The organism is uncultured Tateyamaria sp., assembly GCF_947503705.1.
GTDB lineage: Bacteria > Pseudomonadota > Alphaproteobacteria > Rhodobacterales > Rhodobacteraceae > Tateyamaria.
On the sequence record NZ_CANNES010000003.1, the window covers coordinates 59,403 to 73,677 of the forward strand.

General features: G+C 61.5%; 17 protein-coding genes and 1 other RNA gene. 10 read left to right on the forward strand and 8 right to left on the reverse strand.

Annotation, left to right across the window (positions count from 1 at the left end):
• Positions 1–6 precede the first annotated feature (6 nt).
• The 3 genes from Q1A44_RS08850 to Q1A44_RS08860 are packed head-to-tail and all read right to left on the reverse strand — an operon-like array spanning position 7 to position 2,278.
• Positions 7–1,203, reverse strand: coding sequence for a toxic anion resistance protein (locus Q1A44_RS08850; protein WP_299623102.1), 1,197 nt, complete (start codon positions 1,201–1,203; stop codon positions 7–9).
• 19 nt (positions 1,204–1,222) lie between these two features.
• The gene (locus tag Q1A44_RS08855) at positions 1,223–2,125 is read right to left on the reverse strand and encodes a 5-bromo-4-chloroindolyl phosphate hydrolysis family protein (RefSeq protein ID WP_299623105.1); all 903 of its coding nucleotides are present in this window, start codon (positions 2,123–2,125) and stop codon (positions 1,223–1,225) included.
• 3 nt (positions 2,126–2,128) lie between these two features.
• Entirely contained in the window at positions 2,129–2,278 is a 150-nt protein-coding gene (locus Q1A44_RS08860) for a hypothetical protein (RefSeq protein ID WP_299623109.1), read from the reverse strand.
• A gap of 505 nt (positions 2,279–2,783) precedes the next feature.
• Here Q1A44_RS08860 and Q1A44_RS08865 point away from each other — a divergent pair.
• On the forward strand, positions 2,784–4,052 hold the full coding sequence (locus tag Q1A44_RS08865) for a Hint domain-containing protein (protein ID WP_299623112.1): 1,269 nt from the start codon (positions 2,784–2,786) through the stop codon (positions 4,050–4,052).
• An 87-nt stretch (positions 4,053–4,139) separates the two neighbouring features.
• On the opposite strand, the gene Q1A44_RS08870 is transcribed toward Q1A44_RS08865, so the two are convergent.
• Entirely contained in the window at positions 4,140–5,033 is an 894-nt protein-coding gene (locus Q1A44_RS08870) for a pseudouridine synthase (protein ID WP_299623115.1), read from the reverse strand.
• Between the two features lie 64 nt (positions 5,034–5,097).
• Here Q1A44_RS08870 and Q1A44_RS08875 point away from each other — a divergent pair, with 64 nt between their 5' ends.
• From Q1A44_RS08875 to Q1A44_RS08885, 3 genes are read left to right on the forward strand one after another with little or no spacing between them, the layout of a single operon-like run.
• Positions 5,098–5,550: a nucleoside deaminase gene (locus Q1A44_RS08875; protein ID WP_299624193.1), complete on the forward strand. Its 453-nt coding sequence runs from the start codon at positions 5,098–5,100 to the stop codon at positions 5,548–5,550.
• 12 nt (positions 5,551–5,562) lie between these two features.
• Positions 5,563–6,180 (forward strand): DUF5671 domain-containing protein, encoded by a 618-nt coding sequence (locus tag Q1A44_RS08880; protein WP_299623118.1) that lies wholly within the window; start codon positions 5,563–5,565, stop codon positions 6,178–6,180.
• Positions 6,177–6,584: a hypothetical protein gene (locus Q1A44_RS08885; protein ID WP_299623123.1), complete on the forward strand. Its 408-nt coding sequence runs from the start codon at positions 6,177–6,179 to the stop codon at positions 6,582–6,584. The genes Q1A44_RS08880 and Q1A44_RS08885 overlap by 4 nt, the downstream gene beginning before the upstream one ends.
• Positions 6,585–6,668: 84 nt before the next feature.
• On the opposite strand, the gene Q1A44_RS08890 is transcribed toward Q1A44_RS08885, so the two are convergent.
• Together Q1A44_RS08890 and Q1A44_RS08895 are read right to left on the reverse strand one after the other, a co-directional pair.
• Complete coding sequence (locus Q1A44_RS08890; protein ID WP_299623127.1) at positions 6,669–7,652, reverse strand: adenylate/guanylate cyclase domain-containing protein; 984 nt, start codon at positions 7,650–7,652, stop codon at positions 6,669–6,671.
• A 31-nt stretch (positions 7,653–7,683) separates the two neighbouring features.
• A complete protein-coding gene (locus tag Q1A44_RS08895) occupies positions 7,684–8,376 on the reverse strand; it encodes a metal-dependent hydrolase (RefSeq protein ID WP_299623130.1) in 693 nt (230 codons plus the stop codon).
• Between the two features lie 269 nt (positions 8,377–8,645).
• Between Q1A44_RS08895 and Q1A44_RS08900 the strand changes: the two genes are divergently transcribed.
• Positions 8,646–9,320: a ceramidase domain-containing protein gene (locus Q1A44_RS08900; protein ID WP_299623134.1), complete on the forward strand. Its 675-nt coding sequence runs from the start codon at positions 8,646–8,648 to the stop codon at positions 9,318–9,320.
• Here Q1A44_RS08900 and Q1A44_RS08905 read toward each other — a convergent pair.
• Positions 9,299–9,712, reverse strand: a complete 414-nt coding sequence (locus Q1A44_RS08905) for a VOC family protein (protein WP_299623137.1) — start codon at positions 9,710–9,712, stop codon at positions 9,299–9,301. The genes Q1A44_RS08900 and Q1A44_RS08905 overlap by 22 nt on opposite strands.
• Positions 9,713–9,836: 124 nt before the next feature.
• Between Q1A44_RS08905 and gatC the strand changes: the two genes are divergently transcribed.
• From gatC to rnpB, 5 genes are all read left to right on the forward strand, one after another.
• Positions 9,837–10,124: an Asp-tRNA(Asn)/Glu-tRNA(Gln) amidotransferase subunit GatC gene (gatC, locus tag Q1A44_RS08910; protein WP_299623140.1), complete on the forward strand. Its 288-nt coding sequence runs from the start codon at positions 9,837–9,839 to the stop codon at positions 10,122–10,124.
• The gene (gene gatA / locus Q1A44_RS08915) at positions 10,124–11,608 is read left to right on the forward strand and encodes an Asp-tRNA(Asn)/Glu-tRNA(Gln) amidotransferase subunit GatA (protein ID WP_299623145.1); all 1,485 of its coding nucleotides are present in this window, start codon (positions 10,124–10,126) and stop codon (positions 11,606–11,608) included. Before gatC ends, gatA begins: the two co-directional genes overlap by 1 nt.
• A 38-nt stretch (positions 11,609–11,646) precedes the next feature.
• Positions 11,647–12,465, forward strand: coding sequence for a hypothetical protein (locus Q1A44_RS08920; RefSeq protein ID WP_299623148.1), 819 nt, complete (start codon positions 11,647–11,649; stop codon positions 12,463–12,465).
• The gene (locus tag Q1A44_RS08925) at positions 12,416–13,141 is read left to right on the forward strand and encodes an N-acetylmuramoyl-L-alanine amidase (protein ID WP_299623151.1); all 726 of its coding nucleotides are present in this window, start codon (positions 12,416–12,418) and stop codon (positions 13,139–13,141) included. The genes Q1A44_RS08920 and Q1A44_RS08925 overlap by 50 nt, the downstream gene beginning before the upstream one ends.
• Positions 13,142–13,300: 159 nt before the next feature.
• Positions 13,301–13,686: RNase P RNA component class A (gene rnpB / locus Q1A44_RS08930), an RNA gene on the forward strand.
• Here the strand turns inward: rnpB and Q1A44_RS08935 are convergent.
• On the reverse strand, positions 13,687–14,250 hold the full coding sequence (locus Q1A44_RS08935) for a TetR/AcrR family transcriptional regulator (RefSeq protein WP_299623154.1): 564 nt from the start codon (positions 14,248–14,250) through the stop codon (positions 13,687–13,689).
• Positions 14,251–14,275 lie beyond the last annotated feature (25 nt).

A 14,275-nucleotide genomic window follows, 5' to 3' on the forward strand; every position in this document is an offset into this window, starting at 1 on the left:
CGCCTCTTAGCTGGGCACGGCGGTGCCGGCAGTGTCGCCCACCCCGTCTTTGCGCGCCTTGGCCGAGGCCAGCGTGTCGCGCAGTTCGGCCTCCATCTTCTTGAGGTCTTCCTCGGCGGCGGCGCGTTTGGCTTTGCCTTCGTCGGCGATGCGCAAGCTGTCCTCGATGGTGCCGATGAGGTCCGCATTGGCCTTCTTGACCGCTTCGATGTCGAAGACGCCCCGCTCCATTTCGGTGCGGATGGCCTTGTTGCTTTCGCGCAGGTTGGCGGCGTTGGCTGTGAGCAGTTCGTTGGTCAGGTCATTGGCGTCGCGCACGGCGGCGGCGGCTTCGGCAGAGCGCTGGATGGTGACGGCCTGGGCCAGTTGGGTTTCCCAAAGCGGCACGGTGTTGACCAGTGTGGAGTTGATTTTGGTGACCAGCGACTTGTCGTTCTCCTGCACCAAGCGGATTGAGGGCAGCGATTGCATCGTCACCTGGCGGGTCAGTTTCAGATCGTGAACCCGGCGTTCCAGATCGTCGCGCGCCGCACGCAGATCGCGCAATTCCTGGGCGACCATGACCTTGTCATTCTCTGCGGCGGCCTCAACGGCGGCTTCCTTTGCGGGAATGTCGTTGGCGTCGAGTTCGGCGATTTTCTCTTCGCCCGCCGCGATATAGAGCGCCAGTTCGTCATAGAATTGCAGCGTTTTCTCATAAAGCAGGTCGAGCGATTTGATGTCCTTGAGCAGGGTATGCTCGTGGCTCAGCAGGTTGTCGGTGATCTTGTCGATCTGGTCCTGGACCTTTTCGAACTTGGCTGTGAACTTGGCAAAGGGTGCGGCGCGGCCCAGCAGCTTTTCCCACCACGACCGGTCGCGGCGCACATCAAGTTCCGAGATCGAGAAGCCCCGGATCGTGGTTACGATGCCGCGCAGGCTGTCGCCCGCAGGGCCCACATCCTTGTTGCGCACGTCATTGAGCATCGCCTGGCTGATTTCCTGCAACTCGGCCTGGGCGGCGGAACCGAAGGAGACGATGGACTGGGTGTCGCCCATGTCGATCTCGTCCATGCGGGCGCGAATTTCGGCGCCGACGGGGGCGTCGGCTTCGGCCAGCGGCACGATGGCATTTGCGTCGGTCGGTTCGGCCAGCACGACGGCGGTCACTTCCTCGACCTGGGCGAGGGCGGATTCGGCCTTTTGGCGGATGGTCTCAGACATATTGGGTCACCTTACTGTTTTACGTGTTGTCGTCGGGCGCAAGCCGCACCCCTTCGCGCTGCAAGCGATCACGCAGCACGTCAATTTCGATGTTCAGGTCGCTGCGGTCCTCGACCAGCAATTTCCGGGTGCGGGCGGCAAAGTTCTGATCCAGGTCATCAAGCAGCGTGGCATAGTCCGTGCGCGCCTGGGCGTCGCGGGTCCGGCTGTAGATGTCGGCAAACTTGACCGTCGCGTCGCGGGCCCCCATCAGATAGACGCCCAGGTATTTCCGCGCTGCCGTCAGATCGCGGGGGTCTTCCTCGACCGTGCGGATGAGGTCACGGGCGGTTGTCTGAAATTTTTCCAGGCGCAGTTCCATTTTCCGGTCAGAGGCGCGCAGCATCGCGTCGGACATATCCTTGAGATACGCTTCGGCATTGTCCACGACGCGGGCGACGCGGTCTTGTTGGAAGGTGTCCACGCCCTCCATCCCTTTGGATTTCAGCGGGTCGATGCCAAAGGCCGCGATGTGCAGCCCTGCGGTGGCGATGCCAAAGAGGATCGGGGCGACAAGACCGGGTTCGGACCGGTAGGCAGCCAGTGCGATGCCGATGCCGATGAGGGCGGCGGAAAACAGTTTGCGGGGGATCGCAGGGCGGCGGGCCACCTTGCGGCTGTTATAGGCCGCCTCGGCCTGTAGGCCGCCTCGCAAGAGCCATGCCCCAAGCGTCAGGATCGCCGCCGACACCAACCCCAGCATGAGACCGATGGCCCCATCATTGAGAGCCAGAAACACCATTGGGACGGCAGGCAGGAACATGAGGTTGGCGCGTGCGCCGACCGGGTCCACCTTGGCCCCGTCGTAATGACCCCGCTCGGGCGTATCGCCGGGCAGGTCGTCGGCCTGATTGCTGTATTTGCCGCCGAACCGTTTTGCCATCTCTCAGAGCCCTCCCAGCAGGCCGGTGGTGACACCGAACATCAGGGCGATCAGCACCGCGAAGGCGATCTTTTGAAAGGCAGTGGATTGCATCATGTACTCGATCTGGGGCCGTTGGATACCGCGTTTATAGGCGGTTTGCAGGTGCAGCACTAGTGCTGTGCGCGGCGGCCTTGTTTGGCCGGGGCCGGTTGTACCTCGTCAATGGATCATCCCCCGATGCGCGCAGCGTGGCTGGGTGCCTCTGCGCGATCCAAGATCGGTATGGCGGGGCCAAAGGACAAGGGGGAAAAACCGATGGATTGCGCCAGAATCGCGGCGGATGACAACGCTTTGCCTGCGCGTCTTCCGGGACGGTTTGGACCCTCAGAACGACAGCGGTGTCAGCGCGGTTTGTGGGGCTGGAAGCTGTGAAAAGGCGCGAAATGCGCCGCTTGTATACCCCAGGTTGCAGTCAAGTGCTTCCCAAAAGGCACAGATGCGCCATGCATATCTAAATATTTGATTTTTCGCCGTTATCACGCGGAAGTGACTATGCAGCTTGAATCTGTTCGGTCATGCCGGACGGACTGCTTTCAACTACGGTCATTTTGCGCGCGTCAAGACGCGCCGTGCAGAGCGACTTTGGCTCACGAATTCAATCAAGAGGCTTTCTGACATGGCGCTTACCCCTGGCGATATTCTTTTTACGGCACATATTTCCGATCCGCTGGCAAGCGGCGGTTCGGATTCGTTTTCGTTTATTGCAACGAAGGACATTCCGGCCGGAGAGGTCATTACGATTTATGATGGTGCCGCCAGCGTCAATTTCACGGTGGGAGCCGGCGGCCTGAGCGCCTTTGAGCGGGTCACGATCATCGAGTCTGCGACGACGGCGAATACGTTTTCGATCCCGACCGGAAATGGAACACTCGGAGCATGGACGCCTGCTGGCGGCGTCAGCAATTTCAGCACGTCCGGCTCGTCCACTCTGATCGCGACCTCTGGCACGACCGTGCTTGCCGCGATCGTAAACTCCACCGACGGCAGCTATGCGACCACGCTGGCAGGCATTTCAACCAATACCGGTGGCGCGATCACGCTTGATGATACGGCGTTGCAGGCTCTTGCCGCTGACATGGACCCAAATACGCCCAACCCCCTTATCGACGGTCTGTTTCCCAACACCCAGGACAATGACAACGTCATGTTTGTCGGCGGCAATATTTCGGGGATCGACAACCCGGCGAATTGGGTTGCCGAAGAAGATGACGTTGATCCGAGTAATCCCAACATTTCCGGCACGACTTATGCGACGCAGGATGCGACAATCTTTTGCTTTGCAGCAGGTACCCGAATTGCAACGCCTGCAGGTGAGGTCACAGTTGAGGCGCTGGCCATTGACGATATGATCCGCACGGCAGATGGTCGCGGCGTGGCCGTGAAGTGGGTGGGCGTTCAGACGCTCCGCTCTGCGTCGCCGGGTTTGGGCTCAGAGGTTGTGCGCATAGCTGCCGGTGCCCTTGGCCCGGATATGCCCAACCGAGATCTGGTGGTGACCAGCGATCATGGCATGATCATCGACGATATGGTGATCAACGCCAGCGCTTTGGTCAACGGAAGCACCATTGACTGGGTTTCCACGGCCCAGGTGCAAGGCGGTTTCAAGGTCTACCATATCGAGACGGAAGGCCACGAGGTGATTTTGGCCAATGGCGCGCCCAGCGAGACCTTTATTGATTGTGCGGGCCGTGCCGCCTTTGAAAATTATGGTGAGTACATTGAGCTTTACGGCTACGAGCGGTTGATCCCCGAAATGCCGCGCATCCGCATCGCGGCGCAGCGTATGGTGCCCGCAGACATTCGCGAACGTCTTGGCATCCCGACCTATGGCGATTTTCTTGACGGTGCATTTGATACGGTGCCGCAAGGCGTTGACGCGGCCTGACCTTGCGAAACCTGCCTTGAAAAGAGCCGTCCGGCCTTGCGACCTGCGGGGCGCGGCTGGGCTGCGCGTCTGTTTATAGATGCGCCGCTACCTTGGTTTGCGCGTGGGGCGCCCTTTTGACTTGGGCTGGGCTTTGGCCTGACGCCGTTCCTGCGGACCGGGACGAGGCGCGCTTGGTTTGGCGGCCGGTTTGCGGGGGCCGCGGCTGATCTTGGGGGACTTGCGGGCGGTGCCGGTGATCTCTTCTTCGGGCTCCAGCCCCAATTGGTCGCGCAGGATGCGGCGGCGGACCTCTTCGACAGCGCCCGGTTTCAGGTCGCCCAACTGGAAGGGGCCATAACTGACGCGGATCAGCCGGTTGACCACCAAGCCGATGCTTTCCATGGCACGGCGGATCTCGCGGTTCTTGCCCTCGCGCAGACCCACGGTGAGCCAGGCGTTGGCCCCTTGCTGGCGGTCCAGCGTCACTTGCATCGGTTGAAAGCGCTCGCCCTCGATCGTCACGCCCTTGCGCAAAGGCTCCAATGTCGCCTCTGTCGGGCGGCCATTGATCCGCACACGGTAACGGCGCATCCAGCCGGTTGAGGGCAGTTCCAGTTTACGTTTCACGCCGCCATCATTGGTGAGCAGCAAAAGCCCCTCGGAGTTGATGTCGAGCCGACCCACAGACATGACGCGGGGCATGTCCTCGGGCAGGGTGTCATAGATCGTGGTCCGGTCTTTTTCGTCGCGGTCCGTGGTCACGAGACCCGTGGGCTTGTGATAAAGCCAAAGCCGTTCCGGCTCGGGCGCGGCAAGCGGTTTGCCATCAACGGTGATCCGGTCACTGGCGCTGACATTGAGCGCGGGGCTGTCGATCTGTGTGCCGTTCACGGCAACGCGCCCTGCGGCGATGATCTCTTCGGCGCCGCGACGGCTTGCGATGCCTGCGCGCGCGAGGACTTTGGCGATGCGGTCGCCTTTGGGGGGATCGTTGGTCATGGGGCAGGCTCTAGCGGATCGGGCGGCCTTGCGGAAGGGGGGGTGCCTGTGTCAGGTCGAAGGGATGGAGTTTCGATCATTCATGGACGTGGCATTGGCCGAGGCGCGTGCCGCGGGCGCGCGCGGCGAAGTGCCTGTAGGGGCTGCGGTGGTTCGGGACGGCGTCGTGGTGGCCCAGGCGGGCAACCGGACGCGCGAGTTGTCGGACCCCACGGCCCATGCCGAGGTGCTCGCGATCCGCGCGGCCTGCGCCGTACTGGGCTCTGAGCGGCTGGTGGGCCATGACCTGTATGTGACGTTGGAGCCGTGTGCGATGTGTGCCGCCGCCATAGCCGCCGCGCGCATCGGCCGGGTGTATTACGGGGCCTCCGACCCCAAGTCTGGTGGAGTGGCGCAGGGTGCGCGGGTATTTTCGCACCCTCAGTCGCATCATGTGCCCGAGGTGTATGACGGCATTGCTGCGGCTGAGGCCGAGGCGCTGTTGGTGGCGTTCTTTGCGGCACGCCGATCTGAGTAAAAGGGGTTTGTCATGAGTAAGGAACTGTCGACTTTCGTCTATGACGCGCTGCGCGCGGGCAAAAGCCGTAGCGACATCGCGGAGGTGCTGATTGCCTCGGGCTGGGCCAAATCCGAGGTCACGCATGCGCTGGGCGAATGGGCAGAGGTCGACTTTAGCCCGCCCGTGACCCGGCCCCACGCCACCGCGTCGGCGCGCGATTTCTTTGTCTATGCGCTCACCTTTGGAGTGTTGATCTTTGGGGCAATCAACCTGGTGATCCTGGGCTTTCACATTATTGATTTTCTGTTTGAGGACAGCGCGCGCGGCTATCGGTCCAGCGGAATGCGCTGGGCGATTGCGGCCCTGATCGTGGCAGCCCCGCTCTATTTCTGGCTGGCGGTGCGCGACCGCCGCGCGGTGGACCGGGACGCCGGTCAGCGCCGGTCGCTGATGCGCCGTTGGTTGACCTATGTGACCCTGCTGATTGCGGCGGTGGCCTTTCTGGGGGATGCGATCGCAGTGATCTATGCGCTGTTGCAGGGCGACCTGACGGGACAATTTCTATTGAAGGCGGCGGTTGTGGCGGCAGTCGCGGGGGGCGTGTTTGCCTATTACCTGAGCGACATTCGCAAGGATGAAGACGCGTGAACCGGTTCATTCTGGTCGCGGCGGTCGGAATGGTTGTGGTGGCATTGTCGTGGGGGTTGAGCATTGTTGGAGGTCCGTCGCAAGGACGGGCCGAAAAGCGGGATGCAGAGCGGGGGCAAGACTTGCAGCGTTTGCGCCGCTATCTCGAATGCAGGCGTGAGGATGCGGTTTTGCCGCAATCGTTGGCGGATGAAACCTATTGTTCGGGATTGCGGGCGGGCGTCCGGTTTAACGACCCGGTGACAGGTGCGGCCTACACCTACCAACGGGTGTCTGATCTGCGGTTCGACATCTGTGCCGTGTTCGAGATGCCCCCGCGCAAGAGGTTTCAAACAGGGCGGTGGCTGCTCATCGTCTTTGATGGGCAAACCGGCTGCCTGTCTGGGCAAAAACAGGTGAGCTAGGCGTTTTCCGATGATCGGAAAACGGCCGGAATTCGTGTCGAATTCCGCGCGCCCCGTTGGTCCTGTGGTGCCCCGCTGGGTCGTTTATGCATCGGGCGGGCGCCAGGACAGCCGGTAGATCACGTGTTCGCCCTCCAGCCCCTTGAGCGGGACACTGACCGGGTCGGTGAACTCAAAACCCGTGCTGCCCCCGATCATGGCGCGCGTGGCGTCAGAGACGCGGATTTCGTCCGGGGCGGCCATGGCCGCGACCCGGGCGGCCTTGTTCACGACCGATCCCAGATAGTCGCCTTTGGCCTCGACAACATCGCCCGTGTGCAGCCCGATCCGGACCCTCAAATACGGCTCCTGGAGGGTCGAGCAGGCCCGTTCCATGATGCTTTTGGCCGCGATCATGGCCGCCTGGGCCGAGGAAAACGTCGACAGCGTACCGTCGCCCAGCGTTTTGACCAACGTGCCGTCCGAACCTTGCACGCAGGATGTGATATCGTTGAGATGAGTGGTGACGGTCCCGCTCCAGGCGGTGTCGCCTATCGCGGCGGCCAGCGCCGTACTGTCCACGATATCGGTGAACATCACCGTGGCGATGCCCGTGCGCCCCAGATCAAACGACGGGGATTGTGCGGCAGCGGCCAATTCCTCAAGATTGCGCGCCTCATAGCCCATCGAATCCATATTGGGCGTGGGATTGGAGTTGTGCACATGCACGATCCGCCAGACGCCCTCTTCGAGGGTAAACACCATGCTGATCCGAAAACGCGCAACCTTGCCCGCGTCCGGCGCCTCTACCGTCAGCGTGGTATAGGCCCAGCCAAAATCACCGGCCTCATAAGCGGTCGCGATGATGTCGCGTGGGATGAGATTGACGTGGTCGTTGTAAAACGACTCGAACGTCTCGCGAAAGTTGGGCCCTGTTATCAACTCATCCGCATCCGAGCCGATAAAAGTCACTGCGGCAGAATTGGAGAAAAGATTGGCCGCCGATTTCGTCTGTCGACGTGCATGCATGTCAAGCCAGCGCTTGGCGATGGCTGCCAATTCGGGAGAGGGCGAGAAGGGATCGCTCATGGGCGGGCACCTGTGTTCCGAAAACCTGGGATCAAAGCGCAATCGCCTCCATCACCTGTGGTTCAATCACGTTCACGCCGGGCAATCCGGCCGCCAGCACCTCGGCTGACTGTTCCAGGAGCGGGAAGGTCCGGTAGTGGCAGGGGATCACCGTGTCGAAGTCAAAGTACCGTTTGGCCGCATAGGCGGCCCCTGCCATGTCCATGGTGAAATATCCGCCTGCGCAGAGAATCCCGATCTGCGGTTTGTGATAGTGTCCGATCCACTCCATATCCGCCATGATCCCTGTGTCACCAGAGGCATATATCACTTTGCCCTCGCCCTTGAGGATGAACCCCGCCTCTTGCCCCATATAGACGCCGCGCCCGTCCACCTGCATGGATGACGAATGGCTGGCGGGGACCATCGTGATGGCCACTTCGCCGACATACACGGTGCCGCCCATATTGAACCCGTTACCTTCAACCGCCCCTTGGGAGGTCAGATGCGCGGCCAGTTCGTAGATGGCAGAGACGGGCAGGCCGTTTTCCCTGCTGATCTCGGCCACGTCTGTGGTGTGGTCAAAATGTCCGTGGGTCAGCAGGATGTGTGTGGCACCCCTCACCGCTTGCGCCGCTTGGTCGTCGCTGAGCATCGGATTGCCGGAGAACCATGGGTCGAGCAATATGACTTGGTCCTCAATTTCGATCCGAAAGCTGCCGTGGCCGAGCCAGATGATGTGCATGGTCTGTTCTCCCTTTGCTGCGAGTGTAGCGCCTGATGCGAAGCGAGGGAGCCTCCGGCGGGGATTTTTTTGAACAGAGAATGAGGATCATCTTGGAAAACATCTGGGGGAGGGTTTCAGATCCGAATGGCTGTTGTTCAGGATGTGGTTTCGCATAATGCAGATCTGCGGATTGTCGTGGCCCAGGCTGGCGTTATCTGTGTTTGGGCGGCGCGCCGAACGCGGGTGCTGTGCAGGCATATTTTTCGGAACAATGAAGGGGCAGGGCCTTGGACGGGTTATGGCGCGAGATTGACGGGTATTGCGAGCGGGTCGGGCCGCAGTATTGGGCGGAGCCTGTCAATGCGGTGACGAATCTGGGCTTTGTGTTGATTGCCTTTTTCATGTGGCAACGGTCCGCGGGCGTGCCATTGGCGCGAGCTTTGGCTGTCATCTTGGGCCTGATCGGTTTGGGCAGCTACCTGTTTCACACCCATGCGCAGGTCTGGGCGGCGATTGCCGATGTGATGCCGATTGCGGCCTTTATCCTGCTTTACCTTTTTGCGGTGAACCGGGATGTTTGGGGGATGCCCCTGTGGGCCGCTTTGGTCGGCACGGTGCTGTTTATTCCCTATACGATTGTGACCGTGCCTCTCTGGGAAAACCTGCCGATCTTAGGTGTTTCGGCGGGCTATGTGCCAGTGCCTGTGCTGATCATACTCTATGCGCTGTTCCTTTGGCGGCGGGCGCCCAATCTGGCGCGTGGGTTTATGACCGGGGCGGGCATCCTCTTTGCCTCTCTCAGCGCGCGGGGGCTGGACGAGACCCTGTGTGCCCAATGGGCCATCGGCACCCATTTCCTGTGGCACATCCTGAATGCCATCATGTTGGGGTGGATGATCGAGGTCTATCGGCGCTATGTGGTGACCTCCCAAAGGCCTGTTCAGGCAGTGTCAGAGACCTGATGCACCTCGATCACGTTGCCGTCCGGGTCGTAGAAAAAGATCTGGTCCCAGCCTGCGACGGCCCTGTTGCCCCAGTCGGCATACGGGATGCCGTTGGCATCAAGGTGTGCCTTGAACCCGGCCAGATCATCGGTGCGGTAAGCGATGTGCCCGTGGCTGACCGGGTTGACCATTTGCCCGGCATTGAACCCCGCAAGCGGGTCCTTTTGCGCCAGATGGGTCTGGATTTTGCCATCGGTGACAAAGGCCACGTCGCCTGCATAACCCTGCTTTTTCTCCAGCGTGGGCAGGCCGTCGGTTTCGGTGCGCAGCCCCAGGACATCGCGGTAAAACGCATCCATCCGGCCCACATCATCGGTCACAAGGTTCACGTGGTGCAGTGTCAGTTTCATAAGCGGATGTCCCCAGCGTTTGGTCAAATCTGTCGTAATGAGCGCCCCCTCGCAAGGGCGGAGGCTTGAAGGTCGTCATGGCCCGCGCTAAAGCCGCGTGAGAGATGCAAATTGAGGGTCCGTCATGTCCATCGATGAAACCACCGCCGCCCGCGTGGCCAAATTGGCCCGGATCAAGGTCGAGCCCGAAGCGCTGCCTGTGCTGGCCGCTGAATTCAACACGATCCTGGGCTTTATCGAGCAACTCGAAGAGGTCGACGTCGAAGGTGTGGAGCCGATGACATCGGTGACCCCGCAGCGCCTGAAGCGCCGGGCAGATGTGGTTAATGATGGTGGCCAGCAAGAGGCTGTGATGCGCAATGCGCCTGATGCCCGTGAGGGCTTTTTTGCCGTGCCGAAGGTGGTGGAATAATGGCTGATCTGAACAAATTGGGCCTTGCCGAGGCGCGCGATGCGTTGCGCGCGGGAGACGTGACATCTGTTGAGCTGACAGAGGCCTGCCTTGGGGCCATTGAAGGGGCCGGGGCGCTGAACGCCTTTGTGCACGACACGCCCGAGATTGCGCGCGATCAAGCCGCCGCCGCAGACACGCGCATCAAGGCGGGCGATGCCCCTGCCATGTGCGGTCTGCCTATCGGCATCAAGGATCTGTTTTGCACCAAGGGTGTGCCGTCTCAAGCGGGTTCGCGCATCCTCGAAGGGTTCCTGCCCGAATATGAGAGCACAGTCAGCGGCAATCTGCTGGGCGCGGGTGCTGTCATGCTGGGCAAGCTGAACATGGACGAATTTGCCATGGGTTCGTCCAACGAAACGTCCGTATACGGCAATGCGGTGAACCCGTGGCGTCGCGGCAATGATACGGCAGAACTGACGCCCGGCGGCTCTTCTGGCGGGTCTGCTTCGGCTGTCGCCGCTGATCTGTGTCTGGCCGCGACTGGCACCGACACCGGCGGTTCGATCCGCCAGCCTGCGGCCTTTACCGGCATCACGGGCATCAAACCGACCTATGGCCGCTGTTCGCGTTGGGGCATCGTGGCTTTTGCCTCGTCCCTGGATCAGGCCGGCCCGATGACCAAGTCGGTGCGGGATGCCGCGATCATGCTTGAGGCGATGTGTGGCCATGACCCCAAGGATTCGACCAGCGCCGACCTGCCTGTGCCGAATTTCGAGGCGATGCTGACGGGTGACATCAAGGGTAAGAAGATCGGGATTCCAAAGGAATACCGCATGGACGGGATGCCCGCAGAGATCGAAACGCTGTGGTCCGAAGGCACGGCGATGTTGCGCGATGCGGGGGCCGAGATTGTCGATATCAGCCTGCCGCACACGAAATACGCGCTGCCCGCCTATTACGTGATTGCACCGGCGGAAGCGTCGTCGAACCTGGCCCGCTATGACGGGGTTCGTTATGGCCACCGTGCGACGCTGGACCAAGGCGATGGCATCACCGAGATGTATGAAAAGACCCGCGCCGAAGGGTTCGGGGCCGAGGTGCAGCGCCGGGTAATGATCGGCACATATGTGTTGTCGGCGGGCTTCTACGACGCCTATTACAACCGCGCCCGCAAGGTCCGTACGCTGATCAAGAAGGACTTTGAAGATGTGTTTGCCCAAGGCATCGACGCGATCCTGACGCCTGCCACGCCCTCGGCCGCCTTTGGTCTGGGTGAGGCGTGGGATGATCCTGTACAGATGTATCTCAACGACGTGTTTACGGTGACGGTGAACATGGCGGGCCTGCCAGGCATCTCTGTCCCCGCGGGGACAGATGCAAATGGGCTGCCGCTGGGCCTGCAACTGATTGGTCGGCCTTGGGAAGAGGGTGATTTGCTGAACACCGCTTATGCGCTTGAGGCGCGCGCGGGCTTTGTGGCCAAGCCGCAAAAATGGTGGTAAACCACGCGTAATCAGGACCCGGGAAGGGCAGAGCAGACATGATCATGCGGACGATTTTCACGTTGGGCGCAGTAGCCGCATTGGCCGCGTGCCAACCTGCCATTCCAGACAGCGGGGCAGGTGTCGTGGACCCGGGCCGTGGCGTTGGGTTTGGCGATCCCTCTACATTGGCGGCCCGTGAGGCGCGCGATGCGCAATTGGCCACCTCTGCGGTGCCCGCAGCGCCGGTGATCAGTTCCGAGCCCTTGGCGCAGAGCGCGGCGCAACCCGCGACGCGCACGCCCGTGCAACAGCCTCGTCCACAGCCCACATCCACAGCCCGTGCGGTGTCTGATCCGCAAGGGTTGGACGCAGAACTGGCCGCTGCCGCGCGTCAAGGTGACGCCGAAGCGGCCCGCCAGAATTCGGGCGAGGATGTGTTGAACGCAAGCCCGTCGAATGCGGCCCCCGTTTTGCTGAATAACCCCGGCATTTCGGACGAGAATGACTTTGGGGCCGTGTCCTCGCGACAGTCCATTGAAAGCGACGCGGCGCGGATCGAGACAAATCGGCAGCAATATACGGTTGTCCAACCTACCGCCTTACCGTCGCGCAGCGGGAACACCCAGCCCAACGTGGTGCAATACGCCTTGCAGACCAGCCACCCGGTCGGAACCAAGGTCCATCGCCGTCTGGGCCTTGCCTCCAACGCGAAACACCAGCGTAATTGCGCGGAATACAACTCGCGCGATGAGGCCCAGATCGACTTTCTCGCCCGGGGCGGCCCGGATCGGGACCGGCGCAATCTGGACCCCGATGGCGACGGCTATGCCTGCAATTGGGATCCAACGCCGTTCCGGCGTGCTTCTGGCGGCTGATGCCGCTGACGTGGTGATCCACCAACATCCCTCACCCAATTGCGGCCGGCGTCGTGACGCTTTGATCCCCCGTTTTGTGGTGCTGCATTATACCGCTATGGCGACGGCCGAGGCCGCGATTGAACGGTTGTGCGATCCTGTGGCCGAGGTGTCGGCCCATTACGTCATCTGCAAGACGGGACGCATCACCCAATTGGTGGCCGAGGGCGCGCGGGCCTGGCATGCGGGCGTGGGCAAATGGCAGGATTTGGACGATATGAACTCCCGTTCCATCGGGATCGAGTTGGACAATGACGGGCAAGGCCCCTTCGCACCGCCGCTGATGGAAAGCCTTGAAACATTGCTGAGCCGAATCCTGACGGCTTGGGATATTCCGGCCGGCAATGTGATTGGCCATTCGGACATGGCGCCAGGGCGCAAGATTGATCCGGGGCCCCATTTTGATTGGGCGCGGCTTGAGGCGCAGGGGTTGGCGGGCCAGCGCGGCACGGATGCCGGACCAAGGGACCCTGATCCACAGCTTTTTGACCGGATCGCAGTGGCCGCAGGCTATGATGCGGCGCTTGATCACGAAACGCGGCTTGCGGCGGTTCGGCTGCGCTATCGGCCTGAGGCGATAGGGCCTGTAACATCGCAGGATTTCACGCCCATCGGCCATGCCGCTTTGTGGACTTAGGCACGCGGACACATCGGGAATCAAACCCTGCATGGGGGGCTTTGCGAGACGGTCCTCCTTCTCTGTTCTTAAAAGTCGCAACCGAAGGCTCCCGAAATACGCCATCGTTGGGTCATTTGCATTGACGCGTCCCCGGTCCAACCCGTAAGGCGGCCAGGCGCGGAGAGGTGGATGGCCGCTTTGGCGGGGCAACCTGCCGGGGAGGAAAGTCCGGACTCCAAAAAGCAACGGTGCCGGGTAACGCCCGGGCGGGGCAACCCGACGGAAAGCGCCACAGAAAACAGACTGCTCTGCATGCAGAGCAAAGGTGAAAAGGTGGGGTAAGAGCCCACCGGGGGGCTGGCAACAGCGCTCGCATGGCAAGCCCCACCGGGAGCAATGCCAAATAGGGACCGCGCGCCGGGCAACCGGCGGGGCTGCTTTTGCCCCAGCAGGTCCGGGTTGGCAGCTAGAGGGGTGTTGGTAACAGCACCCCAAGAGGAATGGTCATCTCGGGCGGGGCAACCCGTCTATGACAGAATCCGGCTTATAGCCTCTCCGCGCATCTACCAGCTTTTGACCGTGTCCCGGACCACTTCGGCCAGCGGGATGGCGGCGGCCTTGTTGCCAGCCAGCTTGACCTGGTTCAGCGCGCCCCAGAGGGCACCCACCAGAAACTCGGCCCGATTGTCCGCATCCGCGATCCCGTCTGCGGTCAGGGCCGCCAGAAACTGCGTCTTCCAAAGCGCGCGGTAGGCATTCACTTGCGCGCGGATGGCGTCGTTGGTCCGCTCAAGCTCGTTCACTGTGTTGACCATCAAACAGCCCGCATGGGCAATCGCGTCGGGTGGTTCAGGCTGCGAAAAGCCTGCAAAGACCATGTCGATTGAGCCGCGTGTGGGCGTGGCAAACACCTGTTCCAGCGTCGCGCTGATATTCCTCAGATACCGTTTGAGTACGGTTTCAAACAGCTGTTCCTTGCTGCCAAAGGCATTGAAGAGGCCCCGGATGCCGACCCCCGTCGCCTCTTCAAGCATGCGCGTGGTCGTGGCTTCGAACCCGTGTCGCCAAAACGCGATCATCACGGCGTCGAGTACTTTGTCATCATCAAATGCCCGGGGTCTGGCCATTATTTTGCATCACGCGTTGCAAAAT

Coding starts and splice junctions, on each gene's coding strand:
- Q1A44_RS08875 (WP_299624193.1), top strand. CDS start 5,098: ATGGAGTTTCGATCATTCATGGACGTGGCATTGGCCGAGGCGCGTGCC.
- Q1A44_RS08905 (WP_299623137.1), bottom strand. CDS start 9,712: ATGAAACTGACACTGCACCACGTGAACCTTGTGACCGATGATGTGGGC.
- Q1A44_RS08855 (WP_299623105.1), bottom strand. CDS start 2,125: ATGGCAAAACGGTTCGGCGGCAAATACAGCAATCAGGCCGACGACCTG.
- Q1A44_RS08920 (WP_299623148.1), top strand. CDS start 11,647: ATGATCATGCGGACGATTTTCACGTTGGGCGCAGTAGCCGCATTGGCC.
- Q1A44_RS08880 (WP_299623118.1), top strand. CDS start 5,563: ATGAGTAAGGAACTGTCGACTTTCGTCTATGACGCGCTGCGCGCGGGC.
- Q1A44_RS08890 (WP_299623127.1), bottom strand. CDS start 7,652: ATGAGCGATCCCTTCTCGCCCTCTCCCGAATTGGCAGCCATCGCCAAG.
- Q1A44_RS08865 (WP_299623112.1), top strand. CDS start 2,784: ATGGCGCTTACCCCTGGCGATATTCTTTTTACGGCACATATTTCCGAT.
- gatA (WP_299623145.1), top strand. CDS start 10,124: ATGGCTGATCTGAACAAATTGGGCCTTGCCGAGGCGCGCGATGCGTTG.
- gatC (WP_299623140.1), top strand. CDS start 9,837: ATGTCCATCGATGAAACCACCGCCGCCCGCGTGGCCAAATTGGCCCGG.
- Q1A44_RS08870 (WP_299623115.1), bottom strand. CDS start 5,033: ATGACCAACGATCCCCCCAAAGGCGACCGCATCGCCAAAGTCCTCGCG.
- Q1A44_RS08850 (WP_299623102.1), bottom strand. CDS start 1,203: ATGTCTGAGACCATCCGCCAAAAGGCCGAATCCGCCCTCGCCCAGGTC.
- Q1A44_RS08895 (WP_299623130.1), bottom strand. CDS start 8,376: ATGCACATCATCTGGCTCGGCCACGGCAGCTTTCGGATCGAAATTGAG.
- Q1A44_RS08935 (WP_299623154.1), bottom strand. CDS start 14,250: ATGGCCAGACCCCGGGCATTTGATGATGACAAAGTACTCGACGCCGTG.
- Q1A44_RS08925 (WP_299623151.1), top strand. CDS start 12,416: ATGCCTGCAATTGGGATCCAACGCCGTTCCGGCGTGCTTCTGGCGGCT.